The sequence below is a fragment of the Kribbella sp. CWNU-51 genome, assembly GCF_054073265.1.
The window spans coordinates 56,540-78,450 of sequence record NZ_JBSXMZ010000057.1; the positions used below are offsets into that span (position 1 = coordinate 56,540).

Sequence of the window (21,911 nt, forward strand, 5' to 3'; positions counted from 1 at the left end):
GAATTCAGGCGCTGACCTTGTCCCGGACCACCTTGACGGTGACGGCGGCGACCAGGCAGAGCACGCCTGCGCTGATCACGATCGTGACCAGGGTGCCGGCGCTGTTCAGCGCGTTGTCGCACGCCATCGGCGTGATCCCCGCAGCCGGCTGGAACGCCGAACCACAGTCGGTGCCACCGGCCGAGACCGACCGGAAGCCGAGCAGTACCCCGGCGAGCAGCAGTGCTGCTCCGGCGATGCCGAGAATCTTGTTCAGCGTCGTCACGGCGAGACCGGCTCCGCTGATCGCGGGCATGCCGACGGCATACCCCGTGAGCCCCGTTGCACTTCGTTCACTCCTGACGTCGACGGACCACCCGCAACCGAACTTACGGTCCGGCGCCGGATGATCCCCAACCGTGCGGGCCGTCAGGACTGATTCTTCACACAGTCCTTACTCAGGACATGACCCGCTGTGACCGCGGTCTCAAACGTTCACCGGGTGGGCTCAGCCGAGGCGTTCTTCCAGGTGGACGGTGATCTCGTCGCCGGGCTCCTTGCCGATCAGGTCGCGGAGGTCGCCCTTCACCGGGAGTTTGTGGGTGCCGTCGCCGAGGGCCATGAAGGAGCTCTCGAACGGGTGTCCGTCCATGGTGCCGCGGACCTTCACCAGGCCCCGGGTGCCGAAGTACTCGGCCGAGTCCGGCATCTTCACGTAGGTCCAGCCGCCCTTGGCGTCGCTCTTCAGCAGTGGTGCGGTGAACGTCTTGTCCAGCTTTCCGGTCTTGCTGCTCACGGTGAGCTCCTCTCTACACCCCTAGGTAGAGACTGGCGGACGGGTTTCGACACCCCGCCAAACTATTCTGGGGACGTGCAGATCAACATCCGCCGCGCGGGGCGGGAAGACGTACCGGCGGTGCTGGCACTGCTCGACGGGGCGACCGAGTGGCTGGTCGCGCGCGGGCAGACCGATCAGTGGGGCACCGAGCCGCACTCGACCAACCCGCGACGGGTCGAGCAGATCACCTCATTCGCTGACGACGGACTGTGGGTGGCCGAAGCCGACGGCCGGGTTGTGGGTGCGCTCGCGGTCGGGGACGCGATGCCGTACGTGCCCGCGGCAACCGAACCGGAGCTGTACGTACGGTTGCTGGTCACCGAGCGCGGATCCGCGGGCCACAACCTCGGCGGCGAGCTGCTCGATCACGCCCGCGAGCTGGCTCGTGCGGCGGGAGTCGGGTTGCTCCGGGTGGACTGCTTCGCGGGTGGCGACGGTGCGTTGGTCCGCTACTACGAGAAACAAGGATTCACCCGGGACGTGGAGTTCGCCGTACCTCGGGTCAATGATTCGGACTGGCCGGGTCAGGTGCTCGTGCAGCGGCTGTGATCGAGCGGTGCACGGTGCCGTGGGCGTCGCTGCAGTGGGCCGCGGGGTCGTCGCCGGTGGCATGGTCGACCTGGAGCGTGGAGTGCGTCAGCTGATGCCGGTCCGCGAGTAGCGCCTCGATCTTGATCCGGATCTGATGGCAGTCGAGCCCCTCGGCGACCAGGATGTGCGCGGACGCGGCCGACTCGCCGGAGGTGATCTCCCAGACGTGCAGGTCGTGCACCTCGACCACGCCCTCGACCGCGCACAGCTCGGCGCCGAGCGCCTGCGGGTCGATCCCGGTCGGCGCCGCCTCGAGGAAGATCCGTCCGGAGTCGCGGACCAGCGAGATACCGGCCTTGAGCATCAGCGCGGCGACCACCAGCGCGGCGATCGCGTCGGCCCGGGCGAAGCCGGTGAGGAGTACGACGAGACCCGCGATCGCGGTCGCGATGAACGCGAAGAGGTCGTTCAGGATGTGCTGGAACGCGCCCTCGACGTTGAGACTCGAGCGATTGGCCTTGCTGATCAGCCAGGTGGCGAGCAGGTTGACCACGATGCCGGCCAGACCGGTGATCAGGACCAGCCCACCCCTCACGTCGGGTGGGTGGATCATCCGGCTGATCGCCTCGAAGACGAAGTACGCCGCGAGCAGCAGGAGCGTGATGCCGTTGGCCTGCGCGGACAGGATCTCGACGCGCTTGAAGCCGTAGGTGTAGCCGCCGGCCGGTGGGCGGGCGGCGAGCCGGATCGCGATCAGGGCGAGCAGGATCGCGATCGCGTCGGTGAGCATGTGCGCGGCGTCGGTGATCAGGGCCAGCGATCCGGCCGCGATGCCGACGATGATCTCCGCGGCCATGAAGCCGACGATCAGGGCGAGCGCACCGCTCAGCAGCTTCCGATCCGCCTCGGAGCTCACACCGTGCCCGTGACCGTGTCCCTCGCCCATTACGACTCCGACCTCTCCGGGTGGATGGCGTCGGTGTGTTCGGTGTGGGCGACGGCGAGGTCTACGAGCATGCGGACGTGGGCGTCGTCCAGGCGGTAGTACGCCATCCGGCCGTCCCGGCGTACGGCGACGACGCGGTGCGCACGCAGCAGCCGGAGCGCGTGCGAGGTCGCAGACTCGCTCAGCCCGGTGACCGCGGCGAGATCGCAGACGCACAGCTCACCGTCGAGCAGCGCGACCAGCAGCTTCAGCCGCCGCGGGTCGCCGAGCAGGCCGAACACGTCGGCCGTGTCGACGATGTCGTCCGCGCCAGGCATCCTGGCGTTGACGCTCGCCACCCGCTCCGGATCCACCAGCCGGACCGAGCACGCGTCGACCTGCACATCTGCAGAACTCTTCATACGTCCAAAGTAGTGCATCCCGCCGCCGAACGCGACGGTCGCGCGCGGGAGCGACTGGATGTCCTCCAGATGTGTGCCGCCGCTCAGGTGAGGCCGAGGCGGTAGGCGTAGGCGACGGCTTGGGCTCGGTCGCGGAGGTTGGCTTTGGCGAAGAGGTGGTTGATGTGGGTCTTGACCGTGGCTTCGCTGACTACCAGGCGGCGGGCGATCTCGGTGTTGGACAGGCCGTCGGCGATGAGGCGCAGTACCTCGATCTCGCGTGGGGTGAGGCCGGTGTCCGCGGGGTCGGCGGGTTTGGGGGCGGCGGCACCTTCGATCAGCCGGCGCTGGACCTCGGCGTCGACGATCGACTGACCGGCCGCCGCGGCTTGCAGGGCGCGGCCGATGGACTCGGCGTCGGCGTCCTTCGTCAGGAAGCCGCGCGCGCCGGCCCGCAGCGCGGACAGGACCGAGTCGTCGTCGCTGTAGGTCGTGAGTACGACGACCTCCGTGCCGGGGTGATCCGTACGGACCCGGCGCGTCGCCTCCACGCCGTCGCACTTCGGCATCCGCAGATCCACCAGCAGCACATCCGGGTTGTGCTCGGCTACCAACCGCACGGCCTCGTCCCCGTCCGACGCGGCCGCAACCACATCGATCCCCGGCAACAACTTCAGCAACGTCACCAGCCCGTCCCGCACGACCCTCTGATCGTCCGCAACCACCACCCGCACCGCACTCATACCGGGATCCTCAGTTCCACGCGCCAGCCGTTGGAGGTTGGACCGGCGTCCAGTGAGCCGCCGATCAGGTCGGCTCGTTCTCGCATTCCGAGGAGACCATAGCCTCCGGGTGCCGGCCGGCTCGGACGCCGTCCCGGGCGGTCCTCGATCGTCAGACGGACCTCGTCCGCGTACGACAGCCTCACGTCGACCGGAGCGCCGGGCGCGTGCTTGCGGGTGTTCGCCAGCGCCTCCTGCAGCGTGCGATACAGCGTCCTCATCACCTCCGCCGGGAGCATCCGCACCTCACCCTCCACCTCGAAGTCCGCCGTCGCCCCACTCTCCAGCCGGTACGCCGTGACCAGATCGCCCAACGCTCGTACGTCGGGAACGGCATCCTCACGTAATGCCGCAACCGCTCGCCGAGCCTCGGACAGCCCTTCGGCCGCCAGTCCCTGCGCCCGCGTCACCTGCTCGATCGCCTCAGGCGAAGCACCGTCCCGAACCAGCATCAGCCGCGCCCCTTGCAGACTCAACGACAGTCCGGCCAAGGAGTGCGCGAGTACGTCGTGGACGTCGCGAGCGATCCGGGCTCGCTCGGCCAGCGCGGCAGCGCGACTGTGTTCCTCGATGGCGGCCTGCTTCCGGGCGAGCGAGACCTCCATCCCTTCGAGTTGCTCCTCACGCCGCTGGCGGTTGATCGACGCGAGGACCAGCGCGGTGACACCCAACGCAGTTCCGAAGGCCCCGGGCAGGGAGCGCGTGCTGAGGTAGACCGGCACGCTCGCGCCGAGCACGCCCAGTGCCACGACGACCATCTCGGCCCGACCGGCCTGGTGATAGCGCACCGCGACCCTCGCGGCCCAGAACGGCAGCACGATCAGGGCGCTCTCCGGGAGCGCGTACCAGAGGAGCGATCCGGCAATGACGAAGACCAGCAACGCGATCGACGTCCGCCGCGCCAGGGGTTCGCCGTACCGAGGCGAGAGCAGGAACACGTTGCTCAGGACAACCACTGTGCCGAGGACCACGACCACCGGCACCGGGAGGCGATGCCGGTGGCTGGAAACGGTCAGCACCGAGAAGATCACCAGGAGGCCCGGCAGGGTGCGCAGCAGCAGACCCGGGACCGGCGATCCCTTCACCAGGTCCCAGGTCGTCCGGCTCATACCGTCATCATGCCCGCTCGACGGCGAACGGGATGTCCAGGCTCAGTGCCCGGCGGTAGATCATCGCGTTCTGGGCGGCGATCGTGAGCCCGATGGTCAGTGCCAGGGCCGCGCGGCCCAGCGTCCCGTCCGGCCAGATCGCGGCCGACCCGAACGCGGCGCCGACGCGGAGCGCGATGGTCAGCAGCCAGAGTGCGAGTGTGGCGCCGGTCCCCTGCTGGAACAGGCCGTCGTCGCGGCGCTCCAGCCGGATGCTGACGCCGCGGGCGAACCCGAGTCCGATCAGTACGACGCAGTCCAGCCCGAGGAACGCGAGCTCTCCGACGGAGGCACCGTGGATCGTCGACGAGAGCGAGAGCACGCCGAGGACCAGCAGGATCGCCGGCATCAGCACCAACTGCCGCTGGGTGACCAGCGATCCGGTGATCTGCCGGCCGACGACGCGCACCAGCACCCACAGCCCCACCAAGATCCCCACGAGGAGTTGCGTCGACATCTCTGGTTGTCCTTTCCGAGGAGTTTCGTTGTTGGTGACAACACTCCCCGGAAACGGCGGCGGGAACGTCAGCCCGGAGTTCGCATCCGGGTGGAACCCGGACCTCAACCCGTGGGTTGAGGCCCGGGATCACGCCAGCGAGACCAGCTCCAGGTAGTCGTCGGACCAGAGGTCCTCGGTGGCGTCCGGGAGGATCAGCACCCGGTCGGGGCGGAGCGCCTCGATGGCACCTTCGTCGTGGGTGACCATGACGATCGCGCCCGGGTAGCTGCCGACCGCGCCGAGGACCTCGCCGCGGGAGGCCGGGTCCAGGTTGTTGGTCGGCTCGTCCAGGAGCAGCACGTTGGCGCCGGAATGCACCAGTCCAGCCAGCGCCAGGCGGGTCTTCTCCCCACCGGACAGCACGTGGGCCGGCTTGTCCGCGTCGTCACCGCTGAACAGGAACGACCCGAGCACGTTCCGGACCTCGCCGTCGGTCAGACCGGGCGCGACGGACGCCAGGTTCTGCCGGACGGTGCCGGCCAGATCCAGCGTGTCGTGCTCCTGGGCGAAGTACCCGAGCCGCAGCCCGTGACCGGCGACGACCTCGCCGGCATCCGGTTCCTCGCGACCGGCGAGCAGCCGGAGCAGGGTGGTCTTGCCCGCGCCGTTCAGCCCGAGGATGACGACCCGGCTGCCCCGGTCGACGGCCAGGTCGACCCCGTTCAGCACCTGGAGTCCGCCGTACGCCTTCTTGAGTCCGACGGCGGACAGCGGGGTCTTCCCGGACGGCGCCGGCTCGGGCAGGCGGATCCGGGCCACCCGCGCGGCCCGGCGTGCCGGCTCGAGATCGGAGAGCATCTTGTCCGCCCGCCGCGCCATGTTCTTGGCGGCGACGGCCGTGTTGGCGCCGGCCTGCATCTTCGCCGCCTGGGCGTGCAGGACCGCCGCCTTCCGCTCGGCCGTATGACGCTCCCGGGTCCGGCGGCGCTCGTCGGTCTCCAGCTGTTCGAGGTACTTCGTCCAGCCGGTGTTGTGGATGTCGATCGTGGTCCGCTGGGGGTCGAGGTGGAAGACCCGGTTGACCGTTGCCTTGAGCAACTCGCGGTCGTGGCTGATCACGATCAGGCCGCCGGGGTACCCGAGCAGGAAGGCCCGCAGCCACAGCACCGAGTCGGCGTCGAGGTGGTTGGTCGGCTCGTCGAGCAGCAGCGTGTCGTGCTGCGCGAACAAGATCCGGGCCAGCTCGACCCGGCGACGCTGGCCGCCCGACAGCTCGCCGACGGGCTGCTCGAGCGCGCGGTTGGGCAGACCGACACCGGCCGCCAACCGGGCCGCCTCCGCCTCGGCCGCGTACCCACCGCCGGCCTGGAACTGCGCCTCGGCCCTCGCGTACTCCGCCATCGCCTTGTCCTGCGCATCGCCGGTGGCGGTGCTCATCGCGGCCTCCGCCTGACGGAGCTTGCGTACGGCGACATCGAGGCCGCGCGCGGACAGGATGCGGGCGGTGACGGTGACGGCCGGATCGGCGGCGCGCGGGTCCTGTGGCAGGTAGCCGACGGAGCCCGAGACGGTGATGGCACCCGCGGCCGGGCGCTCTTCGCCGGCCAGGGTCTTCATCAGGGTGGTCTTGCCGGCACCGTTACGGCCGACGAGCCCGACACGGTCGCCCGGGCTGACGTGGAACGAGAGGTCGGACAGCAGCAGGTGGGCGCCGACACGAATATCTACACCGCGAACGGTGATCATGGTTACTCTCCGTGATAGCTAGTGGACGCACTTCAGGTGAGGAAGCGAGTCCGCAGCTAGACACAGAGGCAAGTAGCCATGCGTCAACGGTAACCGGAGGCTCAAGAACCGTCAGCTGATTTTCGCGGGGAGCTCGACGGTGAAGCGGGCGCCGCCGCCGGGGCGGTCGCCGACCCGGATGGTGCCGGCGTGCCATTGGACATGGCGGGCGACGATGGCCAGGCCCAGGCCTACGCCGCGGCCGCGGCCGGAGGTCTCGCCGCGGCCGAAGCGTTCGAAGATCCGGGTGCGATCCTCGACCGCGATCCCGGGACCGGCGTCGTCGACGGTGATGATGACGCCGAGACCGCCGGCCTCCACGCCGACGCCCTTGCAGCCACCCGCGTGGTCCTCGGCGTTCTCGACCAGGTTGGCGATCACGCGCTCGAGCCGGCGCTTGTCGGCCTGCAGTGTGAGCCCCTCGGCCTCGGGCTCGACCGTGGTGACCTCACGACCGGCGGTGGCGTCGGCGGCGGCCCGGACCAGGTCGGCGATCCGGACGATCTCCCGGCTGCCCTGATCACCGCCGTCGTCGCGGGAGATCTCCAGCAGGTCGATCACCAGCCGCCGGAAGCGATCCAGGTCGTACCCGAGCAACTCGACCGGTTCCCGCACCGCCGCGGGCAGTTCGGCGCGATGGTTCTGGATCAGCTGCATCGAGTTCAGCATCGTCATCAGCGGCGTACGCAACTCGTGGCTGACGTCCCCGGCGAACCGCGCATCGACTGCCACCCGCCGTTCCAGATCGGCCGCGGTCTGGTTGAACGAGCGGGCCAGCCCGCCGAGATCCCGGTCGTTCTCGGCCTGCAGCCGCGCGTCCAGCTTCCCGCGCGCCACCGCGTCCGCCACCCGGGTCAGCTCGGCCAGCGGCCGCAGCGCCAGCGTGCTCGCAAGCCGGCCGACGGCCAGGCCGATCATCGCGGTCACGAGCGCCGCCGCCACCAGCGTGATCTTCAGCGTCCGCAGCGTGTGGTCCAGATTGTCCAGCGGATGCCACTCGAAGAACGCCTCCCCCGGCCGCGTCATCGGTACGCCGACGGCCAGCACCTGTTGCCCGTTCACGCTGATCCGGCGGTGCTGGGTGCTGCCGGCCCGGACGTTCGCGATCAGGTCGGACGGGAGATCTTCCGGCTTCCCGGTCAGCGAGTACCACTGGTCGTTGAAGAACAGCATCGAGGCCGCGGAGTCCGTGGACGGCAGCGTGTTCAGCAGATCAATCACACTGACGTTCGGGTTCGGCGTCGGGCTGCCGCACTCGGCGCGTTCGCGGGCCGGGTGGCAGGGCTGGGGTGCGCCGAACAGCCCGTAGTGCAAGGCGGCCGCGTTGTCGGCGGTCTCCACGATCGCGGACGACTCACGCTGCTGGGTCAGGTAGTCCGAGACGACGCTCCAGGTGACGAGCGCCAGCGCCGAGGAGAGTCCGAGCGCGAGCAGGCCGTACGCCAGCATGACGCGGCCGCGCAGAGAGAACCGTCCCAGCAAGGTCAGCTCACCAATCGGTAGCCCAGACCGCGGGCGGTGACGAGGTGCTTCGGGCTGGCCGGGTCGTGCTCGATCTTCAGCCGGAGGCGGCGGACGTGGACGTCGACGATCCGGCTGTCGCCGAAGTAGCCGTAGCCCCACACCTTCGACAGCAACTGCTCCCGGCTGAGCACCTTGCCCTCGGCGCCGGCCAGCTCGGCGAGCAGCTTGAACTCGGTCCGGGTCAGCGGCAGGACGGCGCCGTCGCGGGTCACCTCGGCGCCCGGGACGTCGATCCGCAGGTCACCGACCATCAGCAGGTCCGACTGCCGCGCGTTGGCCGGCTCGACCCGCCGCAGCAGCGCCCGGATCCGGGCCGACAGCTCCTTGGCCACCAGCGGCTTGGTCACGTAGTCGTCCGCGCCCGCCTCCAGCCCGGCGACCACGTCGTGGCTGTCGGTCCGCGCGGTCACCATGATGACCGGCACGTCGCTGGTACGGCGGATCTCGCGGCAGACCGTGAATCCGTCCCGGTCCGGCAGCATCAGGTCCAGCAGCACCACGTCCGGTGGTTCCCGGCGCAGGGCGGCCAGAGCGTCGTACCCGTTGGCCGCCTCGGCGACCTGGTACCCCTCGTCCTCCAAGGCAAGCCGCAGCACCCGCCGGATGCGCGGCTCGTCGTCGACCAACAACAGGCTGTGTGCCACGCACCCAGTGTCGCTCACCACCGGCTCGGGCAGCGGTTACGGCTGTCATGAATCCGTCATGTTCGTGCGGCCGGCGGTTGACAACCTCTTGACGCTTCTGTAACCGCGGTCAGCGGCGGGCCCCCCGCGTCCTAACTTCGGCGCTATCGAGTCCCGGAGGAGGACCAATGGCCAGAAGACGGCTGGCGGCAGTATCCCTTGCCGCCGTGGCGAGCCTCGCGCTCGCCGCTTGCAGCAATGGCGGCGGATCGGTGTCCGGATCCGGAGGCACCGCGGCCACGCCGGTATCCGGCGGCACCCTGAACATGCTCGGGGCCGGCGATGTCGACTACATGGATCCGAATATCAGCTACTACTCGGCCGGCTACCTGAACCTGCGGATGTGGAGCAGGCAGCTGTTCACCTACCCGGCGGATCCCGGCAGCGACAACACCAAACCGGTGGCGGATCTGGCCACCGACATCCCGACCGCCGCCAACGGCGGGGTCAGCGCCGACGGCAAGACCTACACGATCAAGATCCGGCCCGGCGCCCAATGGAACACCACGCCCGCCCGCCAGGTGTCCGCCGAGGACATGGTCCGCGGCGTGAAGCGGACCGCGAACCCGGTCCAGCCGTTCGGCGGCATCCCCGACTTCGCCAACCTGATCGTCGGGTACAAGACGTTCGCGGACGGTTTCGCCAAGGTGGCGAAGACCCCGGCCGCGATCCAGGCGTACATCGACAAGACGCCGCTGCCCGGGGTGGTGGCCAAGGACCCGACCACAGTCGAGTTCCACCTCACCCAGCCGGCCACGTACTTCGTCGACATGCTGACCCTGCCGGCCTTCTCACCGGCCCCGGTCGAGGCGCTCAAGTACCTGCCGGCCAGCACCGAACTGGGCAACAACTTCCCGTCCGACGGCCCGTACAAGGTCGACCAGTGGGTGCCGACCAAGTCGATCGCGTACTCGCGCAACCCGGCCTGGAACGCGTCCACCGACCCGGTCCGCAAGGCGTACGTCGACAAGATCCTGGTGAACGAGACGATCAGCCAGGACTCGGTCCAGCAGCAGCTGCAGACCGGTACGCCGACCGCCGACCTCGAGTTCGACGTCCAGCCGCCACCGTCGCAGCTGCCGGCCCTGATCGCCAAGAAGGACCCGAACCTGAACCTCGGCATGACCGCGTCCAGCAACCCGTACGTCGTCTACAACACCGCGTCGCCGAACAACAACAAGGCGCTGACGAACGTCAAGGTGCGGCAGGCGCTCAGCTACGCGATCAACCGCGACCACATCCTGCAGGTCCTCGGCGGACCGACGATCAACCCGCCGTTGACCCACGTGCTGCCGAGCAACATCGTCGGCTCGAAGCAGATCGACCCGTATCCGTACAACCCGGACAAGGCCAAGCAGATGCTGACCGAGGCCGGCTTCCCGCACCTGACGCTCAAGTTCCTGTACCGGAACGCGTCCGAGGGCAGCAGCAAGGCCTTCCAGACGGTTCAGCAGGATCTGTCCAAGGCCGGCGTCACGGTGGTCGGCGTACCGTCGCCGAACGCGGACTTCTACGTGAAGTACCTGCAGGTGCCGACCGTCGCGCAGCGCGGCGTCTGGGACCTGTCCCTGGCCGGCTGGGGTGCTGACTGGTACGGCAACGCGGCCCTGTCGTTCTTCAACCCGCTGTTCTCCGGAGAGCCGTCGTTCCCGCCGATCGGGAGCAACTTCGGGCTGTACAACAGCCCTGCGACGAACTCGCTGATCGACCAGGCCGCGAAGGCGAAGACCGAGGACCAGGCGGCGAACCTGTGGGCCCAGGCCGACGCACAGGTGATGGCCGACGCGCCGTTCTTCCCGCTCACCAACCCGAAGAACGCCAACTACCACGCGGCGCAGGCGCACAACGCGATCTACGTGCCGTCGTTGCAGATGTTCGATCCGACGAACGTCTGGCTCGACAAGGACAAGCAGGGCGGCTGAACCGTGCCTCATGGCCGCGCCTCCGGCACGGCGTGGTCATGGGGCCTTGGCTCCCGTCCTTCCCTCGTCGCTCCAGTCGCTTCGCTCCCTCCACTCCTCAGTCCAGGCCGGGAGGCCCCATGACCCTCCTTGAAGTACGAGACCTCCGGGTCTCCTTCGACACCCCGGACGGCACCGTCCGTGCCGTCCGGGGCCTGTCGTTCGACGTGGAGGCCGGTCAGACCCTGGCGATCGTCGGCGAGTCCGGCTCTGGCAAGAGCGTCTCCACCCAGACCATCGTCGGGCTGACCCGCGGCGCGACCGTGTCCGGTACGGCGTTCTTCGACGGAACGGACCTGATCACCGCCGACCAGGCGACCCTGCGGCGGTTGCGTGGGGCCCAGATCGGGATGATCTTCCAGGATCCGCTGTCCAGCCTGCACCCGCAGTACCGGATCGGCTGGCAGATCGTCGAGATGATCCGCGCCCACGACAAGGTGATCAGCAAGCAGGCGGCCCGGAAGCGGGCCGCCGAGTTGCTCACCCTGGTCGGCATCCCGCGGGCGGCGGAACGGATCGACGACTACCCGCACCAGTTCTCCGGCGGGATGCGGCAGCGGGTGATGATCGCGATGGCGATGGCACTCGACCCGGCGCTGCTGATCGCGGACGAGCCGACCACGGCGCTGGACGTGACCGTGCAGGCGCAGGTGCTGAACGTGATGCGCCGGCTGCAGGAGCAGTTCGGTACGGCGATCGTCCTGATCACCCACGACCTGGGGGTGGTGGCCGAGATGGCCGACGAGGTGGTGGTGATGTACGCGGGCGCGGTGATGGAACGGGCGCCGCGCCGCGACATCTTCTATCGCAACCATCACCCTTATACGCAAGGGCTGCTGGCCTCGCTGCCGGCGCGCAGCGGCGACCGGCTGACGCCGATCCCGGGGACGCCGCCGAGCCTGATCAGCCTGCCGGCCGGGTGCCCGTTCGCCACCCGCTGCCCGCACGTGTTCGACAAGTGCCGCACTGAGGCGCCGCCGTTGCTGGACGTCGCCCGCGATCCCCGGCACCAGTCGGCCTGCTGGCTTCCGCACGAGCAGAACGAGGCGATGGCTTCATGAATGAGCGAAGCGAATTCATCAAACAGCACAGCACGCTCGGAGCCTCATCCGCGCCCGGAGCGAAGCGAGGACGTGGATGAGTAACGTACTACTGAAAGTGGAGGACGTCCGCAAGGAGTTCCCCACGCACTCCCGGGAGGTGGTCCGGGCGGTCGACGGGGTCTCCCTGGAGGTGAGGAAGGGCGAGACGCTCGGCCTGGTCGGCGAGACCGGTTGCGGCAAGTCGACGCTGGCCCGCTGCATGGCCCACCTGTACGACGTGACGTCGGGGTCGGTGTGGTTCGAGGGCAACGAGATCAGCAGGCTGTCGCGCCGGGCGATGCGTCCGCTCCGGCGCGAGGTCCAGGTGATCTTCCAGGACCCGTACGGCTCGCTGAACCCGCGCCGCCGGGTCGGCTCGATCATCGGCGACCCGTTCGCGATCCACAACATCGCGTCCGGGGCGGAGCGGAAGAAGAAGGTCCAGGAACTGATGGAGCTGGTCGGGCTGAACCCCGAGCACTACAACCGGTTCCCGGCCGAGTTCTCCGGTGGCCAACGGCAACGGATCGGCGTGGCGAGGGCCTTGGCGTTGCGGCCGAAGCTGGTCATCTGTGACGAGCCGGTGTCGGCGCTGGACGTGTCGATCCAGGCCCAGATCATCAACCTGCTGGCGGATCTGCAGCAGGAGTTCGATCTGACCTACGTGTTCATCTCGCACGACCTGTCCGTGGTCCGGCACGTGAGTGACCGGATCGCGGTGATGTACCTGGGCAAGATCGTCGAGCTCGCGCCGACCAGCGAGTTGTTCGGCCAGACCCGGCATCCCTACACCCGGGCGTTGCTGTCGGCGCTGCCGGTGGCGGACCCGGACACGGCCGACAGCCGTGAGCAGATCATCCTCGGCGGCGACATCCCGTCCGCGACGAACCCGCCGGAGGGGTGCAGGTTCCACACGCGGTGCCCGAAGGCGCGGTCCGACTGTGCCAAGGGCGAGCCGCCGCTGATCGCCGTACTCGATGACGCCGCGGAACACCGGACCGCGTGCTTCTACCCGTTGACGCTGGGCGAGGACCTGTCCACCGCCGTTCCCGATCTGAAGGCATCATGACGACCGCGATCAACCTGGTTGATGTCATCGACGAGCCGAAGGCCATCGAGGGCCGGAGTCCGTTCATCCTGGCCCTGCGGCGGCTGCGGCGGGACAAGGTGGCGATGATCTCCTTGGTCGTCATCGTGCTGATCGTGCTGATGGCGATCTTCGCGCCGGTCTTCGCGGCGATCACCGGGCATCCACCGAATGAGCAGTACCGCGACATCGGGCTGACACCGGACGGCCTGCCGCGCGGCCCGAACGGCACCTTCTGGCTGGGCACCGACGACCTCGGCCGGGACATCCTGGTGCGGATCGCGTACGGCGCTCGCGTGTCGCTGCTCGTGGGTGTCATCGCGACCGCCATCACCGTGGCGATCGGAGTCGTGCTGGGGCTCGCGGCGGGGTTCCTCGGGGGGATCACCGACACGGTCCTGGCGCGGCTGATCGACGTCGTCCTGTCCGTGCCGTTCCTGCTGGTGGCGATCGCGCTGGTGTCGGTCACCGGGCCGAGTCTGACCGTGACCGTGCTGGTGATCGGGTTCTTCAGCTGGGCGTCGGTGGCCCGCATCGTGCGCGGGCAGGTGCTGTCGCTGCGCGAGCGGGAGTTCGTCGAGGCGGCGCGCTCGCTGGGGGCGGGCGACGGGCGGATCATGTTCGTCGACGTGCTGCCGAACGTGCTGGCGCCGGTGATCGTCTACACCACACTGCTGATCCCGGTGGTGATCGTGACCCAGGCGACGTTGTCGTTCCTCGGGCTCGGGCTGCCGCCGCCGACGGCCGACTGGGGCGGGATGATCAGCGCGTCGCAGAACTACTACACGACCGCGTGGTGGTTCATCTTCTTCCCCGGTCTGGCGCTGCTGATCACGACGCTCGCGTTCAACCTCTTCGGCGACGGGGTCCGGGACGCGTTCGACCCACGAGCGGATCGGAGCTAGTCATGGTGTGGTTCGGCTGGGGCAGCTACTGGCTCGAGAGCGCTGGGAGATCGCGATGGCTCTTTTTCTGATCCGCCGGCTCGGTCACGGCCTGCTGGTGCTGTGGCTGATCACCGTGGCGGTGTTCGGTCTGTTCTTCGTTGCTCCGAGCAACGTCGCGCAGACCCTGGCGGGCCGGCAGGCGACGCCGGAGACGATTGCCCTGATCAAGCACCGGCTCGGGCTCGACCTGCCGGTCTGGAAGCAGTACCTGCACTTCATCGAGAACGCGGTCCGGGGCAACCTCGGGTACGACTACTACCACCAGGTGCCGGTGACGACGATCATCGGGCAGGCGCTGCCGATCACGGTGTCGCTGGCGCTCGGGGCCGCCGTACTGTGGCTGACGCTGGGGATCTTCAACGGTGTGATCTCGGCAATTCATCCGCGGTCGGTGGCCGACCGTGGGTTGACGTTGTTCGCGTTGACCTTCTACTCGTTCCCGTCGTTCCTGCTCGGCCTGCTGCTGCTGTACTTCCTGTACTTCCGGCTCACGCTGGCCGGCTATCACTGGTTCCCGGCGGGCGGCTACTCGCCGCTGACCAGCGGGGTCGGTCCGTGGTTCCAGCATCTGTTCCTGCCCTGGATCGCGCTGGCTTTGTTGCTGGCGGCAACCTATACCCGGCTGACCCGCGGTTCGATGCTGGACGTGCTCGGCGAGGACTACATCAGGACGGCGCGGTCGAAGGGCATCCGGGAGAGCCGGGTGATCGTCCGGCACGGCCTGCGCAGCGCGCTGACGCCGGTGGTGACCCAGTTCGGTATCGACCTGGGCCAGCTGATCGGCGGCGTGGTGGTCATCGAGACCGTGTTCAGCCTGCCCGGCCTCGGCCAGACCGCCGTGGTCGCGATCAATCAGCAGGACCTGCCGGTGATCATCGGGATCGTGCTGTTCGCCTCGGCGGCGGTCGTGGTCGCGAACATCCTGGTCGACATCGCGTACGCCGTCCTGGATCCGCGGGTGCGGTTGCATTAGAGATAGGTAGTTCTTGCCGATGAGTGGCAAGTGTGGGTCGCCGTACAAACGGAGGCATGAATGGATTACATGAACTGATCAAGGGCCCGGTCGTCCTGCCAGGCGACCCGGGCTGGGACTCCGCACGGGGTGCGTGGCACCTGCTGGCGGACCAGCAACCCGTTGCCGTGGTGCAGGCGGCTGACGCGGACGACATCGTCGCCGCGGTCCGGTACGCGCGCGATCACGGCCTGACGGTGTCGGCCCAGCCCCTCGGGCATGGCGCGACGCCGGCGGTCAACGGCACGATCTTGCTCCGCACCGGTGCACTCACCGGGATCGAGATCGACCTGGCCGCCGGCGTCGTGCACGTCGGCGCCGGCGTGCGCTGGCACGACCTCAACCACGCCCTGACCGACACAGGTACGACGAGTCTGCCCGGGAGCAGCGGGGGCACGACTGTGGTGGGCTACACCCTCGGCGGTGGGCTGAGCTGGTTCGGCCGGAAGTACGGCCTGGCGGCCAACCATGTGCGCTCCTTCCGTGTCGTCACGGCGAGCGGCGAACTGATGCACGTCACCCGGGAGTCGGATCCGGACCTGTTCTGGGCGCTGCGCGGCGGCGGTGGCGACTTCGCGATCGTCATCTCGATGGAGCTCGAGCTCATGCCGGCCGCCGAGATCCAGGGCGGCCGGATGATGTGGCCGATCGAGCACGCCCGTCCCGTCCTGCGGGCCTTCGCCGAGATCACGGCGTACGCGCCGGACGAGCTGTCGCTGTGGGCCTGGGTGCTGCACTTCCCCGACGTACCGTTCGTGCCGGAGCAGGTGCGCGGGCAGTCGTTCGCGGTCGTGGACTGCACGTTCCTCGGGTCGGCGGACGACGCGGCCAAGCTGCTCGCGCCTTTGCGGGTCGTCGCCGAGCCGGTCTCGGACACGGTCGCGCCGATCCCGTTGGGTGAGCTGGGCTCGATCGCGCAGGAGCCGGAGGACCCGATGCCGGCGCTGCTGAAGACCGTCCTGCTGTCGGGCTTCGAGGACGCGGCGATCGATGCGCTGCTGAAGGTTGCGGCGCCGCAGTCGCCGTTGTTCGCCTTCGAGGTGCGGCACCTGGGCGGTGCGCTCGCCCGTCCGGACGAGTCCCAGGGTGCGGCCGGCGTGATCGACGAGCCATATCTGCTGCTGTTCGGTGGGTTCGTCCCCGACCCGGCGCTGGGGCCGGTGGTCGGCGCCGCGATCGAGCGGGTCCAAACGACGATGGCACCGTGGATCACCGGCCGGGCGCTGCCGAACTTCTCCGTCGGCGAACCCAACGCGGCGCTCTACCCGGCCGGTATCCACGACCGGCTGGTCGCGATCAAGCAGGCGGTGGACCCGGCCGGCACGATCCGCGGCAATCACCCGGTCAGCTGAAGGTCCAGCTCGCGAGCAATGGCAGCCGCCTGACGGCGGGTCCGGGCGTTCAGCCGGGACAGGATCGCCGAGACGTGGTGGTCGACGGTACGCACCGAGACCACCAACTTCTCGGCGATCTCCGCGTTGGTCAAGCCATCCATCAGCAGCATCAGAACATCCAGTTGCCGTCCGGTCAGGCCGGCCGGGTTCTTCCGCGACCGGGTCTGCGCGCCGCGCGGGATCCGCCGTACCCCCAGTTCCTTCAGCCGGCGGCGCAGCAGGCTCGCCGCCGGCCCCGCACCGAGCTCGAGCAGGATCTGCAGGCCTTCGAGGGTCGCCTCGCGGCCGGCCGACAGCGCCAGCACCAGGGCACGCTCGTACGGCGTGTCCTCCCAGGACTCCAGGTCACGATCCTCGACGCACCCACCGGCTCCACCGGCGTCGGCGAGCGCCAGGTACCTGGCCAGCTCGCGGAACGCCGGCTCGTCCAGGGTGTGCCCGCCGAGATCGTCACGGATCCGGTCCGCGATCTCCGGACGGGCGTTCAGCCAGGCCCATTCGGCGTACGCCGTCGCGGCGTACGCGAGACCGAGGACGGATCGCTGCGCCCGCGCGCGCTGCCACGCGTCCGTGAGCAGGGTCCGTGCCTCGGCATCGCCGCGCCGGGCGAGGACCCGGCCGAGACTCGACGCGCTGAGCACCGACAGCATGCCTGGCTCGTCGACGGTGTCGATCAACCAGCGCAGGTGCTCTTCGGCGCCGGCCAGGTCGCCGCGGCGCATCATCAGCAGCGCCCGGTGCGTCTCCAGGTTGTAGGTGTGCGACCCGAAGCCGCGCTCGCGGGTGAACTCGAGCCCGGCGGCGATGGTCTCGTCCAGCTCGTCCCACCGGCGGGCGCGGTACAGCATCTCGACCAGGTTGGTGTAGCCACGGGCGACCGCCTCGTAGTCACCGGTCGTCCGTGCCGCGTCGATGCTGGTCCGCAGGTTGTCCAAACCGCCCGGCCGGTCGAGATCGCACGCCGCAAGGCCGAGGTAGTTCAGACACAACGCAGCCAGATCCGTCCGCCCGGCCTCGATCGCGAGCGCCTGGGCCTGGGACAGCTGCGGTACGGCGTCACGCGGCGATCCGGTGAGCACCAGCATCATCCCGCGGTACGCGACGGCCGTCGGCCAGACCTGATCGTTGCCCTGGGCAACCTCAAAGGCCCGGTCCACGGCGGCCAGCGCCGCGTCGGTCTCGCCGGCCAGGTAGCAGTGCCGCGACTGCTGCAACAGCGTCTCGGTCAACGGCACGACATCGCCCAGGTGCTCGAAGAGATCGACGGCCTCGGCACAGCGAGCCACCGCCTCCGGGAAGCGGTGCGCGATGTGCAGCTCCCAGGCGTACCCGGCGAGCACCTCGGCCTGCTCGGCGGTCGGCAGCCGGTCGACGTACGGGACGACCGCTTCGTAGTGGGCGAGGGCCTGGCGGTGGGAGCCGGCGGCGGTCGCGTCGCGGGCGGCCCGCGGCGCGTACGTGACGATCGTGCCGACGTCGCCGGCGCCGACCGCGTGGTGCACCAGCGGGTAGAGCAGCCCCTCGAAGTCGGAGGCCAGGATCGCCTCCACGATGCGTGCGTTCAGTGCGCGCCGCCGGATCACCGGGAGTGCCTGCTCGATCGCCCGGCGCGCGAGTTCGTGCCGGAACGCGACGGCACCTCCCCGGGCCTCCAGGATGCCTCGGCGCTCGGCCCGGGTCAGCGCGTCGACCCGGCCGTCCACGAGGTAGTCGGCGTACCTGAGCCCGAGCGGTCGCCGAATCACCGAGAGCAGCTCGACGGCCCCGATGCTCTCCTGGTCCAGCGTGCGCAACCGGGCCAGCGTCGCGTCCACGACCGTCGCCGGTACGGCGTCCGCCGGGCCCGCGAGTGCCTCGGTCAGATAGAACGGGTTCCCGTTGGTGAGGCGGTACAGCTCGTCGGCATCACGGCCGGCCTCGGAGGCCATCGATCGCGTCGCGTCTTCGGAGAGCGGCTTCAGGGCGACTCGATGCACGGTGACGTCGGTCAGTGCGCCGAGCAGGACCCGAAGCGGATGCCGGGCGTCGATCTCGTCGTCACGGTAGGTGAGAACCAGGACGAGCCGGAGTCGGTCCACGCGTCGTGCCAGGTACCTGAGCAGGTCGAGCGTGGCGTCGTCGGCCCAGTGCACGTCTTCCATCACCAGCACTGCCGGCGTCGAGCCGGTGAACTCCTGGATCACCGGCTCGTACAGATCCCGGCCGCCGGCCAGCGCCCGCGCCAGCGGCCCATCGGTCCCGCGTACGGCGTCGCGCACCGGTTGGAGTGGTGGCGGCGCGAGCATGTCGTCGCACGCACCCCGCAGCACCCGCGTGGCCGGCCCGAGCCGGCCGGTCACTTCACGGACCACACTCGTCTTCCCGATCCCCGCTTCACCGGTCAGCAGGACGACAGACCCTCGGTCCGCGTCCACTGCCGTCACGACAGCACGAACTGCCCATTCCCGCTCGAGCAAACCCATCAGACAACCCCCGAGATAGCTACAAATCCCCCCAGCACACTGTGCGGTCAGGCGCTGTGGGAAGTGCTAGGGGATCAGCTCAGGAGTGCTGTGGTTTGCGGGCTCGGAGTGGTTTGGAGCTCGGTCGCGAGGAGTTCGGTCAGCTGGTTGTACTGGCGGACGGCGGCCGCGCGATCGCCCTGGATCAGGTGCAGGGAGATGAGCGCGCGATGGGCGGATTCGAGCAGCGGGTCGTGGTTCACGGCTTTCTGGTAGAGATCGATGCTCTCCTCCACGCGCCCCTCCGTCGCCCGGGCGTCCGCGAGGGTGAGTAGCGCTCGCTCGAACGTTTGCCTGAGGGTCTCTCGACGGTCGTCGATCCAGGCCGCGCCGGCGACGTCGATCAGGTAGTCACCGCGATACAGGGCGATCACCCGGGCCAGGTCCCCGGCGGTGGCAGCGCCCTCCAGGTCGGCGACGTCGTACGAATGCTCGAGGGTCCGGTTGAACTCGTAGCGGCCGCCGCGGTACGTGATCCAGTCCGAGCGGCCGAGCGTACGGCGTACCTGGTGCAGGCAGGTGTGGAAGCTGTTGCGCAACGTCCCCGCGGACGCGTCCGGCCACAACTCGGCGCCGATCTGATCCTTGGTCACCGGCCCGGCGCCCAGCAGGTAGAAGAACAACTCCCGCGGCTTCGCGTACCCCCATGCCGCCGGATCCAGCACCGTGTCGTTCCGCCGCACCTCCGACGCGCCCAGCGCCCGCACCTGAAGCACCTCGACCCGAGTCTCGGCAATCGTGAGTGGGAGGGCGGGCCGAGCGGTCGACTCAACTCCAGCTAGTTTCTCGAGGCTGAACACCTCGCCTTCGGTCCACGCCGTACGGAAGGCTTCTGGCGACAGTGCGGCGCGGGCTGCGTCCAGACCGCCTTGCACGTCTGCCGCCTCCACTGCGGGCACCGGCGTACCCAGCTTGGTGCGGATCGCGGCCGCGTGGCTCAGCAACCGGACCGCTCGACTGAAGTGCTCTTCAGCTACAGCTGTGACCGCCAGGGACTCCAGGAGGCTGGCTACTCGCCAGCGGTTGCCGGAGTTGTTGTGGAGCCGGAGGCTCTGAGTGAGGAGGTCTTCCGACTCGCTCAGGTGACCGGACCGGAGCGCCTCCAGGCCCAGTAGGTGCAGAGCCCACGCCAGCGTGACGGTCTGGCGCGTGCGCTCGGCCATCTGGCGGGCCTCGGTCAACAGGATGGCCGCGGCCGCGGAGTCGCCCCGGTAGTGCTGCACCGCACCCAACAGCGCGGTCGTCCAGCCGACACCTTCACCCGCACCGTCCTGTTCGTAGCGGGCACGTGCCTCGCGCAGCAGTTCTTCCGCGTAGTCCAGCTCGCCGGCGAGCAGCTCACGCATGCCCAGGTAGTCGATCGCACGGGACAGATTCGACTCGGCTCCCAACTCCCGCCACAGCTCGATACACCGCTCACCGAGCCGGCGCGACTCGCCGTACTCGCCACGCCGCATCGCCGCTCCGCCGAGCCAGTGCAGCTCACGCGCCTCGGCCGTCGGATCTCCAGCGGCTTTCTGCGCCGTGAATCCAGCCTGCAGATGAGTAGTGGCTGACTCCGCATCCCCTTGCAGGTGAGCCATCGTGCCGAGCGCGATCTCTGCATCCGCCCGCAGCTCAGCCGGGACCGGTCCGGGCATCGCGAGCACGCGCTCCAGCCACTCCCGCGCGTCCCGGTACCACCCGAGCAGGTACGACGCCCACCACATCCCAACCACGATCCGGGTGGCCAGCTCGGCCTCGTTGCGTTCGACCTGCCAGGTCAGCACGGCCCTGATGTTCGGACGCTCAGTGAGCAGGAGCTCCAGCCAGTCCTGTTGTTCCTCGCCCTCCAGCCGATCGGCCGCACGCTCGACCAGGTCCATCACATACGCGGCCAACCGCTGCGCAGGACCGCTGTCCGCACCCAGCCGGTACGCCGCGTACTGCCGGACGATCTGGAGCAACCGGTACTGCACCTCGTCGCCCTGCTCCACCATCACCAGCGATCGATTCACCAGCTTCGACAGGGACTGCAGCACGTCGTGATCCCGCAGTACGGCGACCGACTCCACAGCGTCGACGCTGAAGCCCTCGGGAAAGACGGATAGCTGGGCCAGCAACTGCTGCTCCGGCGGGTCCAGCAGACCCCAGCTCCAGTCCAGGGCGTCGCGCAAAGTGCGATGCCTCGGCATCGCCTCCCGATCGCCGCGCGTCAGCACCGCCAGGCTGTCGTCCAGCCGGGCTGCGATCTGAGCCGGAGACAACGTCGGGATCCACGCGGCGGCGAGCTCGATCGCCAGCGGTACGCCGTCCAGCCGGGCGCAGATCTCGGCGATGTCCTGGGCGTTCGCCTCGGTCCGCTCGAACGCGTACGACGCCGCCTGCGCACGGTCCACGAACAACCTGGTCGCGGCCTCGGCGAGCGGCGGTACGGCGAACACGACCTCGCCGGCGATCCCCAGTGCCTCCTGGCTGGTCGCGAGTACGGAGAGCTTCGGGCAGGTCCGCAGCAGCTCACCGATCAGCGGCGCCACCGGATCGAGCAGGTGCTCGCAGTTGTCCACCACCAGCAGCGACGGGCCGCTGGACAGCCGCCCGGTCACCGCGTCAACCGTTGCCTCCGGCAACTCAAGGACGTCGGCCAGCGCGGCGAGCACGGCGCTGCCGCCGTCGGCGGCGCCGGTCGTGGCCAGCCCGAGCCAGCGCACCCCGGCGTACCGGGGCCGCATCCGATCGGCCAGCGTGATCGCCAGCCTCGTCTTGCCCCCACCCCCCGGCCCGGTCAGTGTCACCAGCCGATGCGTCCCGACCAGCTCCACCAGCTCGGCCAGCTCACTCTCCCGGCCGACAAAACTGGACAACCGCACGGGGAGATTCCCCTCCGCCACGCCTTCAGACTAGCGTTCCGAC

Annotated in this window: 19 protein-coding genes; 7 read left to right on the plus strand and 12 right to left on the minus strand. The window is 69.2% G+C overall.

All coding sequences use genetic code 11. The features are described from left to right. Positions 1-4: 4 nt before the first annotated feature. Positions 5-295, minus strand: a complete 291-nt coding sequence (locus ACXC9Q_RS39265) for a hypothetical protein (RefSeq protein ID WP_457061896.1) — start codon at positions 293-295, stop codon at positions 5-7. Positions 296-487: 192 nt separating this feature from the next. After that, positions 488-775, minus strand: coding sequence for a DUF1905 domain-containing protein (locus ACXC9Q_RS39270; RefSeq protein ID WP_329474593.1), 288 nt, complete (start codon positions 773-775; stop codon positions 488-490). Between the two features lie 75 nt (positions 776-850). On the opposite strand from ACXC9Q_RS39270, the gene ACXC9Q_RS39275 reads away from it, so the two are divergent. Beyond that, positions 851-1,366 (plus strand): N-acetyltransferase family protein, encoded by a 516-nt coding sequence (locus ACXC9Q_RS39275; protein ID WP_457061898.1) that lies wholly within the window; start codon positions 851-853, stop codon positions 1,364-1,366. Here ACXC9Q_RS39275 and ACXC9Q_RS39280 read toward each other — a convergent pair. From ACXC9Q_RS39280 to ACXC9Q_RS39315, 8 genes are all read right to left on the minus strand, one after another. After that, positions 1,320-2,294 (minus strand): cation diffusion facilitator family transporter, encoded by a 975-nt coding sequence (locus tag ACXC9Q_RS39280; RefSeq protein WP_457061900.1) that lies wholly within the window; start codon positions 2,292-2,294, stop codon positions 1,320-1,322. The two genes, ACXC9Q_RS39275 and ACXC9Q_RS39280, sit on opposite strands and share 47 nt — an antisense overlap. After that, the gene (locus ACXC9Q_RS39285; RefSeq protein ID WP_329474590.1) at positions 2,294-2,695 is read right to left on the minus strand and encodes an ArsR/SmtB family transcription factor; all 402 of its coding nucleotides are present in this window, start codon (positions 2,693-2,695) and stop codon (positions 2,294-2,296) included. The genes ACXC9Q_RS39280 and ACXC9Q_RS39285 overlap by 1 nt, the downstream gene beginning before the upstream one ends. An 83-nt stretch (positions 2,696-2,778) precedes the next feature. After that, entirely contained in the window at positions 2,779-3,417 is a 639-nt protein-coding gene (locus tag ACXC9Q_RS39290) for a response regulator (protein ID WP_457061902.1), read from the minus strand. After that, positions 3,414-4,565 (minus strand): sensor histidine kinase, encoded by a 1,152-nt coding sequence (locus tag ACXC9Q_RS39295; protein ID WP_457061903.1) that lies wholly within the window; start codon positions 4,563-4,565, stop codon positions 3,414-3,416. The genes ACXC9Q_RS39290 and ACXC9Q_RS39295 overlap by 4 nt, the downstream gene beginning before the upstream one ends. Positions 4,566-4,572: 7 nt before the next feature. Continuing rightward, complete coding sequence (locus ACXC9Q_RS39300) at positions 4,573-5,061, minus strand: hypothetical protein (protein WP_457061904.1); 489 nt, start codon at positions 5,059-5,061, stop codon at positions 4,573-4,575. Between the two features lie 129 nt (positions 5,062-5,190). After that, complete coding sequence (locus ACXC9Q_RS39305) at positions 5,191-6,789, minus strand: ABC-F family ATP-binding cassette domain-containing protein (protein WP_457061905.1); 1,599 nt, start codon at positions 6,787-6,789, stop codon at positions 5,191-5,193. A 111-nt stretch (positions 6,790-6,900) separates the two neighbouring features. Continuing rightward, on the minus strand, positions 6,901-8,310 hold the full coding sequence (locus tag ACXC9Q_RS39310) for an ATP-binding protein (RefSeq protein WP_457061906.1): 1,410 nt from the start codon (positions 8,308-8,310) through the stop codon (positions 6,901-6,903). Between the two features lie 2 nt (positions 8,311-8,312). After that, positions 8,313-8,996: a response regulator gene (locus ACXC9Q_RS39315; RefSeq protein ID WP_457061908.1), complete on the minus strand. Its 684-nt coding sequence runs from the start codon at positions 8,994-8,996 to the stop codon at positions 8,313-8,315. Positions 8,997-9,163: 167 nt separating this feature from the next. Between ACXC9Q_RS39315 and ACXC9Q_RS39320 the strand changes: the two genes are divergently transcribed. The 6 genes from ACXC9Q_RS39320 to ACXC9Q_RS39345 all read left to right on the plus strand — a co-directional run bounded on the left by ACXC9Q_RS39320 (position 9,164) and on the right by ACXC9Q_RS39345 (position 16,476). Continuing rightward, positions 9,164-10,957 (plus strand): ABC transporter substrate-binding protein, encoded by a 1,794-nt coding sequence (locus ACXC9Q_RS39320; RefSeq protein WP_457061910.1) that lies wholly within the window; start codon positions 9,164-9,166, stop codon positions 10,955-10,957. A gap of 119 nt (positions 10,958-11,076) precedes the next feature. Continuing rightward, the gene (locus tag ACXC9Q_RS39325; protein ID WP_457061911.1) at positions 11,077-12,057 is read left to right on the plus strand and encodes an ABC transporter ATP-binding protein; all 981 of its coding nucleotides are present in this window, start codon (positions 11,077-11,079) and stop codon (positions 12,055-12,057) included. Positions 12,058-12,133: 76 nt separating this feature from the next. Further along, complete coding sequence (locus ACXC9Q_RS39330; RefSeq protein ID WP_457061913.1) at positions 12,134-13,147, plus strand: ABC transporter ATP-binding protein; 1,014 nt, start codon at positions 12,134-12,136, stop codon at positions 13,145-13,147. Beyond that, on the plus strand, positions 13,144-14,070 hold the full coding sequence (locus ACXC9Q_RS39335; RefSeq protein WP_457061914.1) for an ABC transporter permease: 927 nt from the start codon (positions 13,144-13,146) through the stop codon (positions 14,068-14,070). Before ACXC9Q_RS39330 ends, ACXC9Q_RS39335 begins: the two co-directional genes overlap by 4 nt. A 55-nt stretch (positions 14,071-14,125) precedes the next feature. Continuing rightward, positions 14,126-15,085 (plus strand): ABC transporter permease, encoded by a 960-nt coding sequence (locus ACXC9Q_RS39340; RefSeq protein WP_328523312.1) that lies wholly within the window; start codon positions 14,126-14,128, stop codon positions 15,083-15,085. Between the two features lie 56 nt (positions 15,086-15,141). After that, on the plus strand, positions 15,142-16,476 hold the full coding sequence (locus tag ACXC9Q_RS39345; protein ID WP_457061916.1) for an FAD-binding oxidoreductase: 1,335 nt from the start codon (positions 15,142-15,144) through the stop codon (positions 16,474-16,476). On the opposite strand, the gene ACXC9Q_RS39350 is transcribed toward ACXC9Q_RS39345, so the two are convergent. Continuing rightward, positions 16,461-18,980 (minus strand): ATP-binding protein, encoded by a 2,520-nt coding sequence (locus ACXC9Q_RS39350; protein WP_457061917.1) that lies wholly within the window; start codon positions 18,978-18,980, stop codon positions 16,461-16,463. The genes ACXC9Q_RS39345 and ACXC9Q_RS39350 overlap by 16 nt on opposite strands. A 74-nt stretch (positions 18,981-19,054) precedes the next feature. Further along, positions 19,055-21,889, minus strand: coding sequence for a BTAD domain-containing putative transcriptional regulator (locus tag ACXC9Q_RS39355; protein ID WP_457061919.1), 2,835 nt, complete (start codon positions 21,887-21,889; stop codon positions 19,055-19,057). Between the last annotated feature and the right edge of the window lie 22 nt (positions 21,890-21,911).

What these genes read in the sequence shown, in the direction of transcription:
- ACXC9Q_RS39345 (WP_457061916.1), top strand. Translation starts at nt 15,142, where the DNA reads ATGAATGGATTACATGAACTGATCAAGGGCCCGGTCGTCCTGCCAGGC.
- ACXC9Q_RS39320 (WP_457061910.1), top strand. Translation starts at nt 9,164, where the DNA reads ATGGCCAGAAGACGGCTGGCGGCAGTATCCCTTGCCGCCGTGGCGAGC.
- ACXC9Q_RS39285 (WP_329474590.1), bottom strand. Translation starts at nt 2,695, where the DNA reads ATGAAGAGTTCTGCAGATGTGCAGGTCGACGCGTGCTCGGTCCGGCTG.
- ACXC9Q_RS39265 (WP_457061896.1), bottom strand. Translation starts at nt 295, where the DNA reads ATGCCCGCGATCAGCGGAGCCGGTCTCGCCGTGACGACGCTGAACAAG.
- ACXC9Q_RS39280 (WP_457061900.1), bottom strand. Translation starts at nt 2,294, where the DNA reads ATGGGCGAGGGACACGGTCACGGGCACGGTGTGAGCTCCGAGGCGGAT.
- ACXC9Q_RS39330 (WP_457061913.1), top strand. Translation starts at nt 12,134, where the DNA reads ATGAGTAACGTACTACTGAAAGTGGAGGACGTCCGCAAGGAGTTCCCC.
- ACXC9Q_RS39295 (WP_457061903.1), bottom strand. Translation starts at nt 4,565, where the DNA reads ATGAGCCGGACGACCTGGGACCTGGTGAAGGGATCGCCGGTCCCGGGT.
- ACXC9Q_RS39335 (WP_457061914.1), top strand. Translation starts at nt 13,144, where the DNA reads ATGACGACCGCGATCAACCTGGTTGATGTCATCGACGAGCCGAAGGCC.
- ACXC9Q_RS39290 (WP_457061902.1), bottom strand. Translation starts at nt 3,417, where the DNA reads ATGAGTGCGGTGCGGGTGGTGGTTGCGGACGATCAGAGGGTCGTGCGG.
- ACXC9Q_RS39350 (WP_457061917.1), bottom strand. Translation starts at nt 18,980, where the DNA reads ATGGGTTTGCTCGAGCGGGAATGGGCAGTTCGTGCTGTCGTGACGGCA.
- ACXC9Q_RS39300 (WP_457061904.1), bottom strand. Translation starts at nt 5,061, where the DNA reads ATGTCGACGCAACTCCTCGTGGGGATCTTGGTGGGGCTGTGGGTGCTG.
- ACXC9Q_RS39305 (WP_457061905.1), bottom strand. Translation starts at nt 6,789, where the DNA reads ATGATCACCGTTCGCGGTGTAGATATTCGTGTCGGCGCCCACCTGCTG.
- ACXC9Q_RS39325 (WP_457061911.1), top strand. Translation starts at nt 11,077, where the DNA reads ATGACCCTCCTTGAAGTACGAGACCTCCGGGTCTCCTTCGACACCCCG.
- ACXC9Q_RS39340 (WP_328523312.1), top strand. Translation starts at nt 14,126, where the DNA reads ATGGCTCTTTTTCTGATCCGCCGGCTCGGTCACGGCCTGCTGGTGCTG.